Origin of the sequence: Maribacter sp., assembly GCF_039968975.1 — a bacterium.
Classification (GTDB): domain Bacteria; phylum Bacteroidota; class Bacteroidia; order Flavobacteriales; family Flavobacteriaceae; genus Maribacter.
This window is the reverse complement of sequence record NZ_JBDVOT010000052.1, coordinates 1-17,727: the sequence shown is the minus strand read 5'-3', so window position 1 is coordinate 17,727 and position 17,727 is coordinate 1. Positions and strand designations below refer to the sequence as shown.

At 34.1% G+C, this 17,727-nt stretch carries 14 protein-coding genes; 10 read left to right on the top strand and 4 right to left on the bottom strand.

Going from position 1 to position 17,727, the window contains the following annotated elements:
• The first annotated feature begins 37 nt into the window (after positions 1–37).
• The 7 genes from ABJI11_RS03445 (at position 38) to guaB (ending at position 9,621) form a co-directional block, all read left to right on the top strand.
• Positions 38–658, top strand: a complete 621-nt coding sequence (locus ABJI11_RS03445; protein WP_348349440.1) for a LysE family translocator — start codon at positions 38–40, stop codon at positions 656–658.
• Between the two features lie 53 nt (positions 659–711).
• The gene (locus tag ABJI11_RS03440; protein ID WP_348349438.1) at positions 712–1,581 is read left to right on the top strand and encodes a hydroxymethylglutaryl-CoA lyase; all 870 of its coding nucleotides are present in this window, start codon (positions 712–714) and stop codon (positions 1,579–1,581) included.
• A 142-nt stretch (positions 1,582–1,723) separates the two neighbouring features.
• Entirely contained in the window at positions 1,724–2,959 is a 1,236-nt protein-coding gene (locus tag ABJI11_RS03435; protein ID WP_348349436.1) for a DUF4856 domain-containing protein, read from the top strand.
• A 94-nt stretch (positions 2,960–3,053) separates the two neighbouring features.
• Positions 3,054–4,187, top strand: a complete 1,134-nt coding sequence (locus ABJI11_RS03430; RefSeq protein ID WP_348349434.1) for an imelysin family protein — start codon at positions 3,054–3,056, stop codon at positions 4,185–4,187.
• The gene (locus tag ABJI11_RS03425) at positions 4,187–5,554 is read left to right on the top strand and encodes an HTTM domain-containing protein (RefSeq protein WP_348349432.1); all 1,368 of its coding nucleotides are present in this window, start codon (positions 4,187–4,189) and stop codon (positions 5,552–5,554) included. Before ABJI11_RS03430 ends, ABJI11_RS03425 begins: the two co-directional genes overlap by 1 nt.
• Positions 5,535–8,006, top strand: a complete 2,472-nt coding sequence (locus tag ABJI11_RS03420; protein ID WP_348349430.1) for a TonB-dependent receptor — start codon at positions 5,535–5,537, stop codon at positions 8,004–8,006. Before ABJI11_RS03425 ends, ABJI11_RS03420 begins: the two co-directional genes overlap by 20 nt.
• Before the next feature lie 142 nt (positions 8,007–8,148).
• A complete protein-coding gene (gene guaB, locus ABJI11_RS03415; protein ID WP_348349428.1) occupies positions 8,149–9,621 on the top strand; it encodes an IMP dehydrogenase in 1,473 nt (490 codons plus the stop codon).
• A gap of 61 nt (positions 9,622–9,682) precedes the next feature.
• On the opposite strand, the gene ABJI11_RS03410 is transcribed toward guaB, so the two are convergent.
• The 3 genes from ABJI11_RS03410 to lysA all read right to left on the bottom strand — a co-directional run bounded on the left by ABJI11_RS03410 (position 9,683) and on the right by lysA (position 14,231).
• A complete protein-coding gene (locus tag ABJI11_RS03410; RefSeq protein ID WP_348349426.1) occupies positions 9,683–12,265 on the bottom strand; it encodes a M1 family aminopeptidase in 2,583 nt (860 codons plus the stop codon).
• A gap of 133 nt (positions 12,266–12,398) precedes the next feature.
• Positions 12,399–12,932, bottom strand: coding sequence for a DUF255 domain-containing protein (locus tag ABJI11_RS03405; protein WP_276492318.1), 534 nt, complete (start codon positions 12,930–12,932; stop codon positions 12,399–12,401).
• A 60-nt stretch (positions 12,933–12,992) separates the two neighbouring features.
• A complete protein-coding gene (gene lysA, locus ABJI11_RS03400; RefSeq protein ID WP_348349424.1) occupies positions 12,993–14,231 on the bottom strand; it encodes a diaminopimelate decarboxylase in 1,239 nt (412 codons plus the stop codon).
• A gap of 152 nt (positions 14,232–14,383) precedes the next feature.
• On the opposite strand from lysA, the gene ABJI11_RS03395 reads away from it, so the two are divergent.
• From ABJI11_RS03395 to ABJI11_RS03385, 3 genes are all read left to right on the top strand, one after another.
• Positions 14,384–15,022, top strand: a complete 639-nt coding sequence (locus ABJI11_RS03395) for an LON peptidase substrate-binding domain-containing protein (protein WP_348349422.1) — start codon at positions 14,384–14,386, stop codon at positions 15,020–15,022.
• 151 nt (positions 15,023–15,173) lie between these two features.
• Complete coding sequence (gene sucC, locus ABJI11_RS03390; RefSeq protein ID WP_036152884.1) at positions 15,174–16,367, top strand: ADP-forming succinate--CoA ligase subunit beta; 1,194 nt, start codon at positions 15,174–15,176, stop codon at positions 16,365–16,367.
• A 356-nt stretch (positions 16,368–16,723) separates the two neighbouring features.
• Positions 16,724–17,059, top strand: a complete 336-nt coding sequence (locus ABJI11_RS03385) for a hypothetical protein (RefSeq protein ID WP_348349420.1) — start codon at positions 16,724–16,726, stop codon at positions 17,057–17,059.
• A gap of 44 nt (positions 17,060–17,103) precedes the next feature.
• On the opposite strand, the gene ABJI11_RS03380 is transcribed toward ABJI11_RS03385, so the two are convergent.
• Positions 17,104–17,481 (bottom strand): DUF1456 family protein, encoded by a 378-nt coding sequence (locus tag ABJI11_RS03380; protein ID WP_348349418.1) that lies wholly within the window; start codon positions 17,479–17,481, stop codon positions 17,104–17,106.
• Positions 17,482–17,727 lie beyond the last annotated feature (246 nt).

The following is a 17,727-nucleotide window of genomic DNA, read 5'->3' as shown; positions in this document are numbered from 1 at the left end:
TATTCGTACTTTTCGGGTAGAACTAATATCTTAAAGCTTGAATTACGAAATCTTACTAGCTTTTTCAATGGCAACCTTTGTTCTAGCACTTTCACCAGGGCCTGATAACATTTTTGTACTTATACAAAGTATCAGTAATGGTAAAAAACACGGATTGGCTGTTGTTGCAGGATTAATGACCGGCTGTTTGGTCCACACTACATTATTGGCCTTTGGGGTTTCAGCACTCATAAAAAATAATCCCGCCATATTTAATTTTATTAAAATATTCGGTGCCGCTTATTTGGTATACTTGGCAATCATGGTATATAGGGGAGGAGATGTGATTTCTATTAATGGCGAGACTAAGAATGTGAAAAGCTATTTGCGGTTATATCGTCAAGGGTTTATTATGAATGTACTCAACCCTAAGGTGACTATTTTTTTTCTAGCTTTTTTTCCGGGATTTCTATTTTCAGATTCTTTAAGTACTATAATTCAATTCTATACGCTTGGTTTTCTCTTTATTATGGTATCATCCATTGTCTTTGGTGGTATAGCTATATTATCAGGAAAGATATCAACTTTTTTATCTGCTAATAAAAGAACAGGGTTTGTGTTAAAGTGGGGTCAGATTATAGTCTTCATCGGTATTGCGATTTATCTATTAATTGGATAGTTTATTTGAAGTATTAATATGAGATACTTGTTTAGAGTTCGTATTTTTACGAAATGTCTAATTCAAAGATTAAAATAGTAGAGTGTCCTAGAGATGCCATGCAGGGCATTAAACAGTTTATACCAACATATGAAAAGGTAAGGTATATTCAATCTTTATTAGGCTGCGGTTTTGATACTATTGATTTCGGGAGTTTTGTTTCTCCAAAAGCAATACCACAAATGGTAGATACGGCTGAGGTTTTAGCAAAATTAGACTTGTCAAAAACAGATTCAAAATTACTTTCTATAGTTGCAAATGTACGTGGGGCCAAAGATGCAGTTTCTTATGCAGAAGTTGATTACTTAGGTTTTCCTTTTTCGATTTCTGAGAATTTTCAGATGCGTAACACCCATAAGACCATAGCGCAATCTGTAGAAACTTTACAAGAAATTTTCAATTTAGCCGATGCTGCCAATAAAGAGGTGGTAACTTATATATCTATGGGGTTCGGTAATCCTTACGGTGATCCTTGGAATGTAGATATTGTTGGTGAGTGGACAGAAAAGCTTGCGAAAATGGGAGCTAAAATTTTGTCACTTTCAGATACCGTTGGATCATCTGATCCGGAAAATATTTCTTATTTGTTCTCAAATCTAATTCCCAAATACCCAAATATTGAATTTGGGGCACATTTGCATACAACCCCAACCAAGTGGCATGAAAAAGTTGCTGCCGCTTATGAGTCTGGTTGTAGACGTTTTGATGGTGCCATACAGGGTTTTGGTGGTTGCCCAATGGCAAAAGATGACTTAACGGGCAATATGCCTACTGAAAAAATGCTTTCATATTTTACTTCTGAGAAAGCAAATGCTGGAGTTAATTGGATGACTTTTGAAGCTTCTTATAATAAAGCTACCGAGCTTTTTACTGCATATCATTAAGATACTGTTTTAAAAATAAGCCTTATAATATCTTTCTGTTAATTTTATTTAGATTTATTATAGATAACCTTGCCTAGCTTGAAAACATGTTATAGGTTTGCATAGTTATTTGAAACAAGTCTAAATAAAAATTGATATTAAAATGAATAAATTCTTTTTGGCAATAACTGCCGTTGCTGGTTTGGCTTTTACATCATGTAGTTCTGATGATGATAGCTTAGAGCTTTCACCATGTGATAATTGTTTTGTTGATTTTGAAGTGCCAGATTCTTATGTGTTTACTAGAAACGGAGCTTCAACGGTTAGTTTTGACGGGCAAACCACGAGAATAAAAATGGGGCAAGAGCTTTTATCAAATTTTAACATTCAAACAAAAACCTTTGATGAATTAAACGGAATGTTTGCTCATATTGAAGGTGAAGTTGATTTTGAAGAAACTGCATTAAATGAGTCTGATAAAAGTCTTCGTAGTAAAGTTGCTGCTTCTGCAGATTATTTTTCTACAAATGCAACTGATCAAGCTATAATTCGTGCTGATCTTGAAGGGTTTATAAGTGCTCAAGTTGCAGATGTTTATCCAAATTGGGAGGTTGCCGCTGCAGCGGGTCAAGCAGGTCAATTAGCTGACGGTGAAAGTACACGTTATGTAAACGCTAATGGCTTGGAGTATAACCAATTATTTGCAAAATCATTAATAGGTAGCTTAATGACTGATCAGATATTGAACAACTATTTAAGTACCGCGGTGTTAGACGAGGCAGACAACGTAGCTAATAATGATGCCGATGTAGTTGAAGAAGGTAAAGATTATACTACCATGGAGCATAAATGGGATGAAGCTTATGGCTATGCCTATGGCTTAAATGCTGATCAAGCAAACCCTAATGCTGATTTAGGTGCAGATAGTTTTTTGAACGAGTATATAGAACGTGCCAATGCAGATTCAGACTTTGAAGGTATTGCTGATGATATATTTGAAGCCTATAAATTAGGTCGTGCAGCCATTGTTGCTAAAGATTATGATGTTAGAAATGCACAGGCAGAAATTATTAAGGAGAACATTTCAAAGGTCATTGCAATTAGAGCTATTTATTATTTGCAAAATGGTAAAACAAAGTTAGAAGGAGAAACTCCGAATGTTGGTGGAGCTTTCCATGCGCTTTCTGAGGCTTATGGTTTTATTTACAGCTTACAATTTACAAGACAGCCTAATTCTTCAGAGCCGTATTTTTCTAAAGAAGAGGTCGATGCTTTTTTAACTCAGTTATTGGCAGATGGTGAAAATGGACTTTGGAATGTAGAAGCTGCAACACTTGATGCGATTTCTGATGATATTGCCGCACAATTTGATTTTACAGTAGTAGAAGCTGCTGAATAATCCTTTAAAAAAAGTTAAATAAAGCAATTCATTCTAATAAGATTGAATTGCTTTATTTATTTTTGCATTTAATTAGAATAAATAAAAATAAGGTATGAAGAAGGTAATAGGGGCATTGTTTATTATGACCTTAGTATGGGCATGCTCTAGTGATAGTACTGCAGAAGAAGAGGTGATGATACCTGAAGAGAATGAAGAAGTTTCTTTTGAGCGTAGCGCCATGCTTATCAATTGGGCAGATAATATTATTATTCCATCATATGAGGCATTTACTACAGATATGGATGGTTTAGTGAATTCATTTAATACGTTCAAGGCAGATGTCAATGAAAGTAATTTAGTTGCACTGCGTGCGTCATGGCTAAATGCTTATAAATCTTGGCAACATGTAGAAATGTTTGAAATTGGACCTGCTGAAACTGTAGGTTTTCAATTGAATATGAACATATACCCAACGGATAATGAAAAGATTGATGGATTTGTAACTACCGGTAGTTATGATTTATCCTTATCATCTAATAGAAGTGCTAAAGGCTTTCCTGCTTTAGATTACCTATTGAATGGTTTGGGCGATAACGATACAGATATACTTGCTTTCTATAGCGGTAATGATAAAGAGGCTTACTTACAGTACACTGAAGATGTTTTATTGGATATGCAATCTTTGACTGCAACTGTAGTGTCTGATTGGACAAATGGTTACAGAGATACATTTGTTGCTAACGATGGGGCTTCATCTACTGCATCTGTAGATCGTATGGTAAACGATTACATTTTTTATTACGAGAAGTATTTAAGAGCAGGTAAAATGGGTATTCCCTTAGGTGTTTTTTCCGGTAGTACCTTACCTAGAAATGTTGAGGCATATTATGAAGGTACAATTTCTAATGATTTGTTCTTAGAAGCATTAACAGCGGTTCAAGATTTTTTTAACGGTAAACATTTTAATTCATCAGAAGAAGGAGAAAGTTTAGCATCTTATCTAGATGCATTAAACACTTTAAAAAACGGAGAAGACTTGTCTGCTCTAATTAACGATCAGTTCAATACGGCAGAAAATATGGTACTTGATCTTTCGGCATTTAGGTCAGAGATTGAGAATAATAATCCTCCTACATCTATGCTTTTAGCTTATGATGAAGTACAAAAAGCAGTACCTATGTTAAAGGTAGATATGGTTTCTGCTATGAGTATTAGTATTGATTTTGTTGATGCTGATGGTGATTAATGGAATCGTTGATAGAGAAATATATTAAAGCTCCCGTAGAGACCGCCCCTTTGGCGGTCTTTCGTATTTTATTTGGTCTGATGATGCTTTTTAGTATTGTTCGGTTTTGGAGCTATGGTTGGATCGATAAATTATATGTTCAACCAAAACTTTTTTTCTCATATTACGGTTTCGAGTGGGTGAAGCCATTGGGCGTTTATACCTACCTTATTTTTGTTATTTGTGGTTTGGCTGCTCTATTAGTGTCTCTCGGTTATCGATATAAATTAAGTATCGTTCTTTTCTTTTTGAGCTTTACCTACATAGAGCTTATGGATAAAACAACCTATTTAAATCATTACTACTTTATAAGTGTTCTTAGCTTTTTAATGATATTTCTTCCGGCAAACGCCAGCTATTCTTTAGATGCATATTTTAATCCTAAGAAATCATTTCAGTACATTCCAAGATGGACAATAGATAGCATTAAATTACTTTTAGGTATTGTCTATTTTTATGCCGGTTTGGCAAAACTAAATTCAGATTGGTTATTTAACGCTATGCCGTTAAAAATTTGGTTGCCCTCTAAATTTGATATTCCTCTAATAGGAAATCTGCTAAGTGAAGAATGGGTACAATATGTATTTAGTTGGTCTGGGGCGCTGTACGATCTTACTATTCCCTTTTTATTATTATATAAGAAAACTAGACCATATGCCTTTGTAATGGTGGTAGTGTTTCATGTGTTGACCAGGGTTTTGTTCCCTATAGGTATGTTCCCTTATGTAATGATAATTTCTACATTGATATTTTTTGATGCAAGTTTTCATTCTAAGCTTTTAAAGTATTTGTCTAAAGTGCTTCATATAGATAGTAGTAAGTTTTACAATCAAAAAACGTTTAAAGAGTTGTCTGCATTTAAAGTCAAGATGAAGTATATAGTAGTAACCCTATTTTTTTGCTTGCAACTAGCTATACCCTTCAGATACCTTTTGTATCCAGGTGAGTTGTTTTGGACAGAAGAAGGCTATCGATTTTCATGGAGGGTAATGTTAATGGAAAAATCTGGCTATGCTCAATTTAAAATTGTTGATGGGGAATCAGGTAGATGGTTCTACGTAGACAACACAGATTTTATTACTCCGCTGCAAGAAAAGCAAATGGCATTTCAGCCGGATTTTATTTTGGAATATGCTCATTTTTTAAAAAGTCATTTTGAAGCAGACGGGCATAATAACGTGCAAGTATATGTAGATTGCCAAGTGAGTTTAAACGGTAGGTTAAGTACGTCGTATATTGACCCTACAATAGATTTAGGGAAACAAAAAGAATCTTTTTTACACAAAAATTGGATAATACCATTTAAAGATGAAATTAAAGGAATTTAGTTATTTGCTTTTATTATTAGTAGCATTTCCAGTATATGGACAGTTTAATATTTCTGGGCAAATAACCGATGAAGATGGTACACCTGTTTCTGATGCAGAATTGTACATTAAAGAATTAGAGCGTTTAGAAACTACAAATTCAGAAGGTTACTATTCGGTAGAAAGTTTAGCGGCAGGTACCTACACCATTGTTGTATTTGCCTATGAGTTTGAAATTTTAGAACAGGATGTGGTATTAAATGACAACGTTACCTTCAACGTAACATTGCAGCGTTTAAAAGTCAACAATCTTTCAGAAGTAGTTTTAATACAGAAAAGAGAAGAGGTCTTTGCTTTAAAACAATTAAAGAAAGTAGAAGGTACTGCAATTTATGCCGGTAAAAAGAGCGAGGTGGTACTTTTAGAGGGCATTACTGGTAACCTAGCTGCAAATAACCCTAGGCAAATATACAGTCAAGTAGTAGGTTTAAATATTTATGACAATGGTGATGCAGGTCTTCAATTAAATATTGGAGGAAGAGGTTTGGATCCAAATAGGACCGCCAATTTCAATACTAGACAAAATGGATATGATATTAGTGCAGATGTTTTAGGGTATCCAGAAAGTTACTATACACCACCTGCTGAAGCTCTAGAAGAAATTCAGGTAGTAAGGGGTGCGGCTTCCTTGCAATACGGAACTCAATTTGGTGGTTTGGTAAACTTTAAATTCAAGAAGCCTAATCCTAATAAAGCAATAGAATGGACCAGCAGGCAGACATTGGGGTCTTATAATCTTAAAACTTCTTTTAATAGTTTAGGCGGTACAGTTGGTAAATTTAGTTACTATACCTATTTTAATTATAAAGAGGGCAGTGGTTTTAGACCAAATTCTAATTACAATAGTAGAAATTATTTTGCACACATAGGGTATCAGGTTTCTGATAAAACGAAACTTACTCTTGAGACCACATTTCTTAATTATTTAGCGCAACAGCCAGGTGGTCTAACAGATGCCCAATTTATAGAAGATCCTACTTTTAGTAATAGGGAGAGAAATTGGTTCGATATTGATTGGAAATTATATTCATTACGTTTGGATCATAAGTTCTCGCCCAAGATGGATTTTAGTTTAAATGTATTCGGTTTAGATGCTTCTAGAAGTGCTTTAGGTTTTAGAACTAATAGAGTATCTCAACCAGATGATTTAGAAGAGCCACGTGAGTTATTAGTTGATAATTTTCAAAACTGGGGTGCAGAGGCAAGATTGTTGTCTAGGTATAAGTTAGGTGATACTGAATCTGCATTATTGTTAGGTGCAAAAATCTATAGAACTGACAATGATCAAAGGCAAGGCCCGGGTACAACGGCTACAAATGCAGACTTTAATTTTGCAGATGACGAGTTTCCAAATTACGAAAGGCAATCTGAATTTAATTTTCCAAATTCGAATTTGGCATTTTTTGGAGAGAATATTTTTAATATAAGCCCAAAATTAACTTTGACACCTGGTTTTAGATTAGAGCATATTAAAACAGAAAGTATTGGTAGTTATAAGAATATTGTGCTTGATTTGGCAGACAATCCACTTTTGAATGAAGAAGTAGAGGATAATAGGGTCTTTGATAGAACTTTCTTGTTATTAGGTTTAGGTGCTACCTATAGGTTAAACTCAAGTGTTGAATTTTATGGTAATTTTTCTCAAAACTATAGATCGGTAACTTTTAGTGATATACGAGTGGTTAACCCTTCTTTTCAGGTAGATGAAAACATCTCTGATGAAGATGGCTTTACTGCAGACATAGGTTTTCGAGGTAGATATAAAAATGTATTATCTTATGATGTAAGTGCGTTTAGTTTATTGTACGACAATAGATTGGGTGAGATTTTAAAAAGTGAAACACAGATAAATGCTTTGGGTGAAGAGGTAGAAACTGGTAGTATAATACGTTTTAGAGGTAATATAGGTACTGCTTTGATGTACGGTATAGAAAGTTTTGCGAATTGGAGCATTAAAGAAACATTTCTTCCTGCTAGTAATAAGTTGAAACTAAATTATTTCTTAAACTTAGCGTTGACCAATTCTGAATATTTGTCTTCAGAAGAAACCAATGTAGAAGGCAATAAAGTGGAGTTTATACCTGATGTAAATCTAAAAACCGGAATCAATTTTGGCTATGGTAATGTATTAGGAAGTTTGCAGTATACATATTTGTCAAGTCAATATACAGATGCAACCAATGCTCCTCAAGATATCAATGATAATCAACGTGGTATTGAAGGAGAAATTCCGGCATATGATATTTTAGATTTTTCGTTGTCGTACACCTATAAAAATTATAAGTTGGAAACAGGGATAAATAATGTCTTGGACAATAGCTATTTTACCAGAAGGGCTACTGGGTATCCTGGTCCCGGTATTATTCCTTCAGAGCCAAGAACTTTTTATGCGACATTACAATTTAAGTTTTAAACTGACTTAGTATTAAAGGTTACTAAAGTAATCGTTATTTTAACTAAGGTTCGGTAATGTGAAGGTTTTGCTAAGGTTTTGTAAAATATAGATATACCAACTATATTCACTATATTTGCACGCAATTAAATTCTTAATTGCTATGCAAGCCCATCAAAATAAAATTCTAGGAGAAGGTCTAACTTACGACGACGTATTATTAGTACCTGCATATTCTGAAGTGCTTCCAAGAGAAGTAAGTATTCAGACAAAATTCACAAGAAATATTACAATCAATGTACCAATCATATCGGCAGCGATGGATACGGTTACGGAATCTAGAATGGCAATTGCCATGGCTCAAGAAGGTGGTATTGGTGTGTTACACAAGAATATGACCATTGAGCAGCAAGCAATGAAGGTCAGAAAAGTAAAAAGAGCTGAAAGCGGAATGATTTTAGATCCGGTTACACAACCACTTGATTCTAAAGTGAAAGATGCTAAGGCCAATATGAAAGAATATAGCATTGGTGGTATTCCTATTGTTGATGCGGATGGTAAACTATTAGGTATTGTAACCAATAGAGATTTACGTTTCGAAAAAAATAATGAAAGACCTATTTCTGAGGTAATGACTTCTGAAAATTTGGTAACAGCTGCAGAAGGGACTTCACTTTCAGAAGCAGAAGATATTTTACAACAACATAAAATTGAAAAGCTACCTGTAGTAGATAAAGACTACAAATTGGTAGGTTTGATTACATTCCGAGATATTACGAAACTTACCCAAAAACCTAGCGCCAACAAAGATCAATATGGTCGTTTACGTGTTGCCGCCGCATTAGGTGTTACCGCCGATGCTGTTGATAGAGCTGAAGCTCTGGTTAATGCGGGTGTAGATGCAGTAGTTATTGATACTGCCCATGGTCATACAAAAGGTGTGGTTTCCGTATTACAAGAAGTAAAAAAGAAATTTCCTGAATTAGATGTTATCGTGGGTAACATTGCTACGGGAGAAGCAGCAAAATATTTAGTAGATGCAGGTGCAGATGCAGTTAAGGTTGGTATAGGACCTGGTTCTATCTGTACTACTAGGGTAGTAGCAGGTGTTGGTTTTCCTCAATTTTCTGCAGTATTAGAAGTTGCAGCGGCTATAAAAGGTTCTGGAGTTCCGGTAATTGCAGATGGTGGAATTCGTTATACAGGAGATATACCTAAGGCTATTGCTGCAGGTGCTGATACCGTAATGTTAGGCTCACTTTTGGCAGGTACAAAAGAATCTCCGGGAGAAACGATTATCTATGAAGGTAGAAAATTTAAGTCTTACCGTGGTATGGGTTCTGTTGAAGCTATGAAGCAAGGTAGTAAGGACCGTTATTTTCAAGATGTTGAAGATGATATTAAAAAATTGGTACCTGAAGGTATTGTTGGTCGTGTGCCTTATAAAGGAGAGTTATACGAAAGTATTCATCAGTTCATTGGTGGTTTAAAAGCTGGTATGGGATACTGTGGAGCAAAAGATATTGCTACTTTACAAGATAATGGTAGGTTCGTTAAAATTACGGCAAGCGGTATTAATGAAAGTCACCCGCATGATGTAACCATTACAAAAGAAAGTCCTAATTATAGTAGATAAGAAGGTTAAGAGAATGTATAAAAAAGAGGTCTTTTAGACCTCTTTTTTTATGTCTTAAAATTTAGTCTAAAGAACTATCCACCTGCTTCTGTAAAAGCTGAACTCTTCTTAGATCATCCGAAGCTTGTAAAACTTTAGATTTTAGTGAGGGTTTTAAATTAGGATTTTGCTCTAGGAAATTCTCTAAAATTTTATAAGCTTCTGGCGAAGTATAATTACCGACTGTACCACTTAACCAGCGTTTAGGAAAAAAGATATCTCCCGTTTTTTGAATTTCATTCAACAGTTCTAGGCTTGTTCTTAAATATTTGATAGATGTGGTTTGATGTAAAGGATGATTTAAATTATTCATTGCATTCACTACCCAAGATTCTTTAGCTCTGTTTTTTTCGAGTTTTAAAGATTCAAAAAATGTATTTTTAGTTTCAATGTCTTTTGATAGGGAAGGGAGTAAAAAGTGAAATCTATTTAATTTGTCTTTATTACTGATAGCTAGCTCCGCTGTTTTTAAGATGTTTTCACTTTCAGGATGTCCGTATATGGCTAAATCCATAGCTAATTCAGTATAATTATCGTTATTTAATTTTAAATTATTAATAGTTATATCCTTATTCCATATGCCGTATAAATTATCTAATGATTCATTGGTGTAGCCTATAGAGGCATATGTGGAGTATAGTGTCTTTTTAATACTGGCAGGCAATTCTTCCTGTAGTTTAGACCATACTTGTTTAGTAATTTCATTTTGATAAAAAAGTCGTTGTTCGGCAGATAAGTATTTCCAAAAAACGGATGTTGTGTACCTGGATATGAGATTGATCAATAACTCATTTTTTTCATTAGTTAAGCCTTTAGCGTATAGCTTAATGGCTGCATCAGGAGTTATACTGCCATTTAGCATATTCTCATATACATTTATGTAAGCGTAACCTCTGGCTACTTGATCTTTCAAGCCAGGTATAATATTAAGATCTTCCTCCTGAACAGGGAATACGCCATAACCTTCGGCATTAGAATTATAAATTATTGAAGTTGGTTTAGACAAGCCAACAGCTTCATCAAGAACATACTCATTACCTATCATATTAATGGTGATGGTTTTTGATTTATTCGGATAAAGTAATAGCACATCAAACGTCTGTGGCCATGAATGATCGGTTTTATCTTCTGCTTTTTGTGATAGCTTAAATGATGTGATTTTATTATTGGCATCATATTCAATAGCATTACTAAAAATGGGTCTGCTAGAATTGTTGACCCAAACATTGCTCCATGCAACCATGTCAGTAGTAGTTTCTTTGTCAAGAATATCAATTAGTTCTCCCCATACGGCATTCTTAAAAGCAAAGGTTTTAATATATTCTTGAATACCTGTTTTAAACTTTTCCTTGCCTAGCACGGTTTCAAGTTGTCGCATCATTATAGGTGCCTTATTATAAATAATACTGCCATAAAGGGAGCCTGCATTGTTGAGGTTTTCTAGATCTTGACGAATAGGGTTTGTTCCTAGTGTTCTGTCTTCGCCATAAGCATTAGGGTAGTGGGTAATCATAAAAGCTAACTGATGATCAATATCTGGAAAAGCGGGATTCATAATTTTATCTGCCATGAAATTGGCAAATACCTCTTTCATCCAAACATCATTAAACCAATTCATGGTAACTAAATCTCCAAACCACATATGAGATGTTTCATGTGCAATTAGTTTTGCACGGCTGAGTTTTCTGTTTGCTGTAGCACTCTCATCTAAGAAGAGCGAGCTTTCTCTATATTGTATAGCTCCCACATGCTCCATGCCGCCATATTGAAACCCGGGTATAGTCGCATAGTCCATTTTTTGAAATGGAAAGGGATAAGCTGTGTAGGTCTCCAAAAATGATAGGGATTGCTGATGAAGATCAAAAATGGAATCTAGACTATATTGAATTTTGGTAGTATCGGTTTCACGGTATAATAGGGTCATATCCATATCAACCGGTTTTTGGGTCTTAGATTCAAATTTTCCTGCAACAAATGAGAATAAATAGGTGCTCATTTGGTCAGAAGCTCCAAAATCATGTTTAGTATATTCACCTTGTGGTGTTTGTTTTATTTCTTTAGCACCGCATAAAACTTGCCAATCTTTTGGTGCTGTGATGCTAAGTGTATAAACGCCTTTAATATTAGGTTGGTCAAAACAAGGGAATAGTGTTCTTGCTCTATCCGGAACCAATAGGGTGTATAAAAAATCTTCATTTCTATTTAAAGAAAGCTCGCCTGCATCAAAATCAACTAGGATATTGTTTTTTCCTTCTACCAGAAATTCTTTAGATAAGATGATGTGCTCATTTTTATGAAGAATAGCTATATCGGTACCATTAATGCGTACAGATTTTATTTTTGAGGAATCTTCTTTAAAATCTAGGTAAACAGGCTGTTGAAGTTGATTTAAATCAAAATCTAACACTAGTTTAGAGAGTATAGAAGCTTTCTGGTCATTGGGTATTTCAAAACTTAGATCGTAATGAACATTGGAAACTTGAGAAAATCTGTGGTTGGCCAGCTCTTCTGAAACACCTATTTCTACAGTGGATAAAGGCTTGTCTTTAGAGTTGCAAGAATAGAAAAGTGTTGTTAAGAAGCAAAGGAAAAAAATCTTTTTCATAAAATAGAGTTATACGCTGTAGTGAAAGTACTTTATTGGAAAATATTTTCCAATTATTGTACAGCGTATAACTCTAAATGAGAATATATTTATGAAATGGCGATTATAAATATAAAAGCCAAACAGTCTATTTTTACTTACCAGCTTCGCCAGTGTACGCCTTCCAATCTTTTTCTTTGTAAATATCACTACCAAAATAACGTGCTATTTCTAAAAATGGCTCTGGTTTTTGATATCCAGGTATTGGCGAAAGCATATTTAATTCTTCGTCCAAGAAAATAGTAGTTGGGTAACTAAGTCTACCTTGCATTAAGGCAGCTGCGAATTCATGATATCCTTTTCTACCTGATGGTACAAATTTGTATGTTTTTCCTTTGTATTCAATAGGGTCTTTACCTTCTCCGTCAAACTTTACCATATAGTAGTTTTCTTCCATATAGGCAGCTACTTCAGGATTTTGAAAAGTATCCTTGTCCATTTTCTTACACCATCCACACCAGTCTGTGTATACATCAATAAAGACCTTTTTTGGGTTTTCATCTGTTGTTGATAATGCAGCAGCTTCATCCCAAGAAATCCAATTTACCTCTTGTGCATAACTTGCGGCCGAAACAAAAAGTACGGCTAAAAATAAAATTGATTTGGAAAAAGATAAATACGTCTTCATGAGTTTATTTTGAGTGTTTAGTCCAACTATTATACCAAAACTAACGTATTTTTAATTGCTTTATTTCACTTTTGCGGTTTGTTTAACACTGAACAAATCTTTTATATCTACTTGATTGCGAATTAAATCTTCAAAATTCTCTCTTTCACGTATAAGAATTGCTTTTCCTTTGTGCCATAGAACTTCTGGTGGTCTAAATCTTGAGTTGTAGTTACTTGCCATGGTAAAGCAATATGCACCTGCATTTTTAAAGCAAAGAATATCACCTTCGGTTATCTCGTTTATTCTTTTGTTACTGGCAAAAGTATCTGTCTCGCAGATGTAGCCAACCACAGAATAGTAGCGTTCTCTACCAGTTGGGTTAGAGATATTTTTAATAGTATGCGTTGCTCCATAAAGCATAGGTCTGATCAAATGGTTAAAACCAGAATCTATACTTGCAAAAACTGTTGAAGTTGTTTGTTTAACCACATTTACTTTAGCAAGAAAAACACCGGCTTCACTTACCAAAAATTTACCTGGTTCAAAAGCCAAGGTCAAATCTTTACCATATTCTTTACAGAACTCATTAAAACGAGTACTTAGTTTTTTACCTAGTTCTTCAACATTGGTTTCAATATCACCTTCTTTATATGGTACTTTAAAACCACTACCAAAATCTATAAAGTCTAGGTTTTTAAAATTACGTGCCGTATCAAATAAGATTTCAGATGCATACAAGAATACATCAATGTCCAAAATATCACTACCGGTATGCATATGTATACCGTTGATGTTCATTTTCGTTAATTCTACAATGCGAAGCAAGTGCGGAATCTGATGAATACTAATGCCGAATTTAGAGTCTATATGACCAACGGAAATGTTAGAGTTTCCTCCCGCCATAACATGCGGATTAATTCTAATACATACAGGTATGTTTGGGTGTTTGCTACCAAACTGTTCTAGAATAGATAGGTTATCTATATTGATACGAACTCCTAACTTAGCAGCTTGCTCTATTTCTTCTAAAGAAACTCCGTTAGGAGTGAATATGATTGATTCTGGCTTAAAACCAGCTAATAGCCCTAATTGTACTTCTTGAATAGAAACGGTATCTAAACCGCTACCAAGACTATTCATTAATCTTAAAATGGTAATGTTAGATAGTGCTTTTGCAGCATAATTAAGTTTCAATTTCTTTACAGAACCAAATGCTTTGGTCAATCTATTGAACTGTGAAACTATTTTTTCCGAGTCATAAACATAGACCGGATCACCATAGGTTTTTGCGATTTGCAATAAATCCTCATTTCTCATGCTATCTATTTTTTAGCGAATTTACTTTTCTAAATGATCAAGAGCAAAAAATAATAACATAATAATAGTAAAAATAACAAATTGTGATATTTGTAACATGTTAGTATTTTAATTATTTTGGAGCTAAATGAAGCTCTTTGTACATTTAACACATGAGATTACCATTATTTCCTTTGCAGTCTATTTTCTTTCCGGGTGAAACGGTGCCACTTCATGTTTTTGAAGATCGTTACAAACAATTAATCGAAGATTGTAGAAACGAAGCTATTACATTTGGTATACCTGTTTACATAAATAATAAGATGGAATATGGTGTTGAGGTACAATTGGTAGAAGTAGTTACTACGTATGAAAGCGGAGAGATGGATGTGGTTTGTGTAGCAAGGCAAGTATTTAAGTTGCTAGCTTTTGATAATGTAATGGAGAACAAGTTGTACGCCGGCGGTATTGTAAAGTTGTTGGAATACGATTATGAAGCATCAAAAGAGAAAAAACAAACTATCATTAATGGAATAGAACAGTTATATGATATAATGGAGGTGCCGTACACTAAACTCAATGTTAATGAATTCAATAGTTTTACCCTAGCACATAAAATAGGATTGTCTTTTGAACAAGAGTATCAGTTGTTGCGGATCCCTACAGAAAACGACCGACTTAATTTTATAGGTTTACACTTAACATCTACAATTACGGTCTTATCAGAAATAAACAGAACCAAAAAAACGATAGAGCTAAATGGTCATTTTAAAAATTTTGACCCATTAGATTTTAAAGATTTGGAGATTTAAGCCTTTTTTGGACTGAAAAAATGAATCTTATTCTTATAGTTTTGTGTTATTATCTAGATAATTATAGTAGTTGTTCTAATTAATCCTCAGTATTTTTAAATAATTACTTCCTGTTTCCTATTTTTGCTTAACATTTAAATTCACCATATATATGAACCTTCACGAATATCAAGGAAAAGAGATATTAGCAAGTTTTGGGGTGCGCATCCAAAGAGGAATAGTTGCCCAGAATGCAAAAGAGGCTGTTGAGGCTGCAAAGCAATTAACTGCTGAAACCGGAACGGGATGGCACGTTATTAAAGCGCAAGTACACGCAGGTGGTCGTGGTAAAGGTGGTGGTGTAAAATTAGCCAAAAACCTAAAAGAGGTAGAAGAGATTGCAAACCAGATTATTGGTATGAACTTAATTACACCGCAAACTTCTGCGGAAGGTAAAAAAGTACACCAAGTATTGGTAGCAGAAGATGTATACTACCCAGGTGAAAGCGAAACTAGTGAATTCTATATGTCTGTTGTTCTAAACAGAGCTACTGGTAAGAATATGATCATGTATTCTACGGAAGGTGGTATGGACATTGAAGAAGTTGCAGAAAGCACTCCACATTTAATTTTTACAGAAGAAATTGATCCTGCTACAGGATTGTTAGGTTTTCAAGCAAGAAAAATTGCTTTTAACTTAGGACTTTCAGGTACTGCGTTCAAAGAAATGACAAAATTTGTTGCGTCATTATATAAAGCATACGTAGAAAGTGATTCTAATATGTTTGAAATTAACCCAGTATTAAAAACATCTGATGATTTGATCATGGCTGTTGATGCTAAGGTTTCTATTGATGATAATGCACTTTACCGTAGAAAGCAATATGCAGAAATGCGCGATCTTAGAGAAGAGAACGCTATTGAAGTTGAAGCAAGAGAAGTTGGTCTTAACTATGTAGATCTTGACGGTAACGTTGGTTGTATGGTTAACGGTGCAGGTCTTGCAATGGCAACTATGGATTTAATTAAAATGGCAGGTGGAGAACCAGCTAACTTCTTAGATGTTGGTGGTACTGCAGATGCAAAAAGAGTTGAAGAGGCGTTTAGAATAATATTAAAAGATCCTAACGTAAAGGCAATTCTAATTAACATATTCGGTGGTATCGTTCGTTGTGATCGTGTAGCACAAGGTGTTGTTGATGCATACAAGAATATGGGCGATTCAATGAAAGTGCCGATCATCGTAAGATTACAAGGTACTAATGCTGAATTGGCAAAAGAGATTATTGATAATTCTGGTCTTGCAGTACAATCTGCTGTACAGTTCCAAGAAGCTGCAGATAAAGTAAAAGAGGTGTTGGCTTAAACCCAATTCACTTTAAATACATTTTAAAGACCACTCCAATTGGAGTGGTCTTTTTTTGTTTATTATTGAAAGCGCGTATTTATTACGTTGTTTATTTTAATTAATTGTGACCATAACGTGAGTAATTCTATATTTTATATGACCGAAATGAAATAATAGTTAAGCTTATTAAAACATGTTTTTTACATGACTTGTATTTCTAAATTTGGGGTGTATAATTGATAAATTAGTATAAAGAAGATGTTAAAATGATAAATAATTGTAACATTCTTATTTTATAGTCGTCTTTTTAATAATTCATCATCAATCAATTATTAATCATACTTCAGAAGAACTGAGGTGAAAAACAAAAAGTCATGAGAAAATTAAGTTTAGTAGTCGTAGCTGCAATGCTACTTGCAACAGGTAATGTATTTGCGAACGATGTAAAAGGTGTAAACCCTTCAGAAAATCTTTCAACACAGATTTCAGAAATGTTAACGGAGAATAATTTCTCTGAAGAACATGATGATTTAACGGCTCAGGTTCGTTTTACTTTGAATGCAGATGGGGAAATTGTTGTACTATCTGTGAATTCTGAATTTGATAAAATGGAAAATTTTGTCAAAGCCAAATTAAACTATCAAAAAGTTAATTTGGTAGACGTAGAAGAGGGTAAAGTATATACCATTCCTGTACGAATAGAGGCTTAATTATTCAATTATGCCATTAAAAAATCTTAATACACAGCCGTGTATTAAGATTTTTTCTTGTTTTTATACTTCACAGAGCTAATGGCGGTATCTACCTTGTTCATTTGCTTTGTTTTAAAATCTTTTCTGTCATTATTTTTTTGGATCGGTTTTTTGGTACTGGTTGACATAGCCAATAAAACTTCACCTGGTATTTTTGGTTCTTCCTTTGTTCCGCGTAGATGAAGAACTAATCCGTTTAAAAAATTACGTAACACTTGGTCGCCGCATTCCATATAATTAGGATGGTCTTCATTTCTAAAGAAAGCACCCAATTCACTTTTAGAAATTTTAAAATCTACAAGCTGTAAAATATCAACAATTTGATCATCTCTAAATTTTAGGGCAACTCTTAGTTTCTTGAATATATCATTATTTGTCATAGCGCAAATTTAAGGATTGCAAGTTATTATAAAAATATGACCTGATAGTTGCTGTGTACTATTAATAGATTGGTTTATATATCTATTCACATTAAGAACTAACAGTCTCTAGACTTGAAACTGATTTCTAAGAACAGTAATTCAATATTTGTATAAAGCCTTAAAAAGAGAGCAATTATATATTCTTGGTTTATTGTAATTCGTCGATTTTTCTGCAAGACACATCGTAAAACATAATATTTATGA

Excerpts from the sequence above, each read along its gene's own strand:
- ABJI11_RS03440 (WP_348349438.1), top strand. The coding sequence starts at position 712 with ATGTCTAATTCAAAGATTAAAATAGTAGAGTGTCCTAGAGATGCCATG.
- ABJI11_RS03435 (WP_348349436.1), top strand. The coding sequence starts at position 1,724 with ATGAATAAATTCTTTTTGGCAATAACTGCCGTTGCTGGTTTGGCTTTT.
- ABJI11_RS03430 (WP_348349434.1), top strand. The coding sequence starts at position 3,054 with ATGAAGAAGGTAATAGGGGCATTGTTTATTATGACCTTAGTATGGGCA.
- ABJI11_RS03425 (WP_348349432.1), top strand. The coding sequence starts at position 4,187 with ATGGAATCGTTGATAGAGAAATATATTAAAGCTCCCGTAGAGACCGCC.
- ABJI11_RS03420 (WP_348349430.1), top strand. The coding sequence starts at position 5,535 with ATGAAATTAAAGGAATTTAGTTATTTGCTTTTATTATTAGTAGCATTT.
- guaB (WP_348349428.1), top strand. The coding sequence starts at position 8,149 with ATGCAAGCCCATCAAAATAAAATTCTAGGAGAAGGTCTAACTTACGAC.
- ABJI11_RS03410 (WP_348349426.1), bottom strand. The coding sequence starts at position 12,265 with ATGAAAAAGATTTTTTTCCTTTGCTTCTTAACAACACTTTTCTATTCT.
- ABJI11_RS03405 (WP_276492318.1), bottom strand. The coding sequence starts at position 12,932 with ATGAAGACGTATTTATCTTTTTCCAAATCAATTTTATTTTTAGCCGTA.
- lysA (WP_348349424.1), bottom strand. The coding sequence starts at position 14,231 with ATGAGAAATGAGGATTTATTGCAAATCGCAAAAACCTATGGTGATCCG.
- ABJI11_RS03395 (WP_348349422.1), top strand. The coding sequence starts at position 14,384 with ATGAGATTACCATTATTTCCTTTGCAGTCTATTTTCTTTCCGGGTGAA.
- sucC (WP_036152884.1), top strand. The coding sequence starts at position 15,174 with ATGAACCTTCACGAATATCAAGGAAAAGAGATATTAGCAAGTTTTGGG.
- ABJI11_RS03385 (WP_348349420.1), top strand. The coding sequence starts at position 16,724 with ATGAGAAAATTAAGTTTAGTAGTCGTAGCTGCAATGCTACTTGCAACA.
- ABJI11_RS03380 (WP_348349418.1), bottom strand. The coding sequence starts at position 17,481 with ATGACAAATAATGATATATTCAAGAAACTAAGAGTTGCCCTAAAATTT.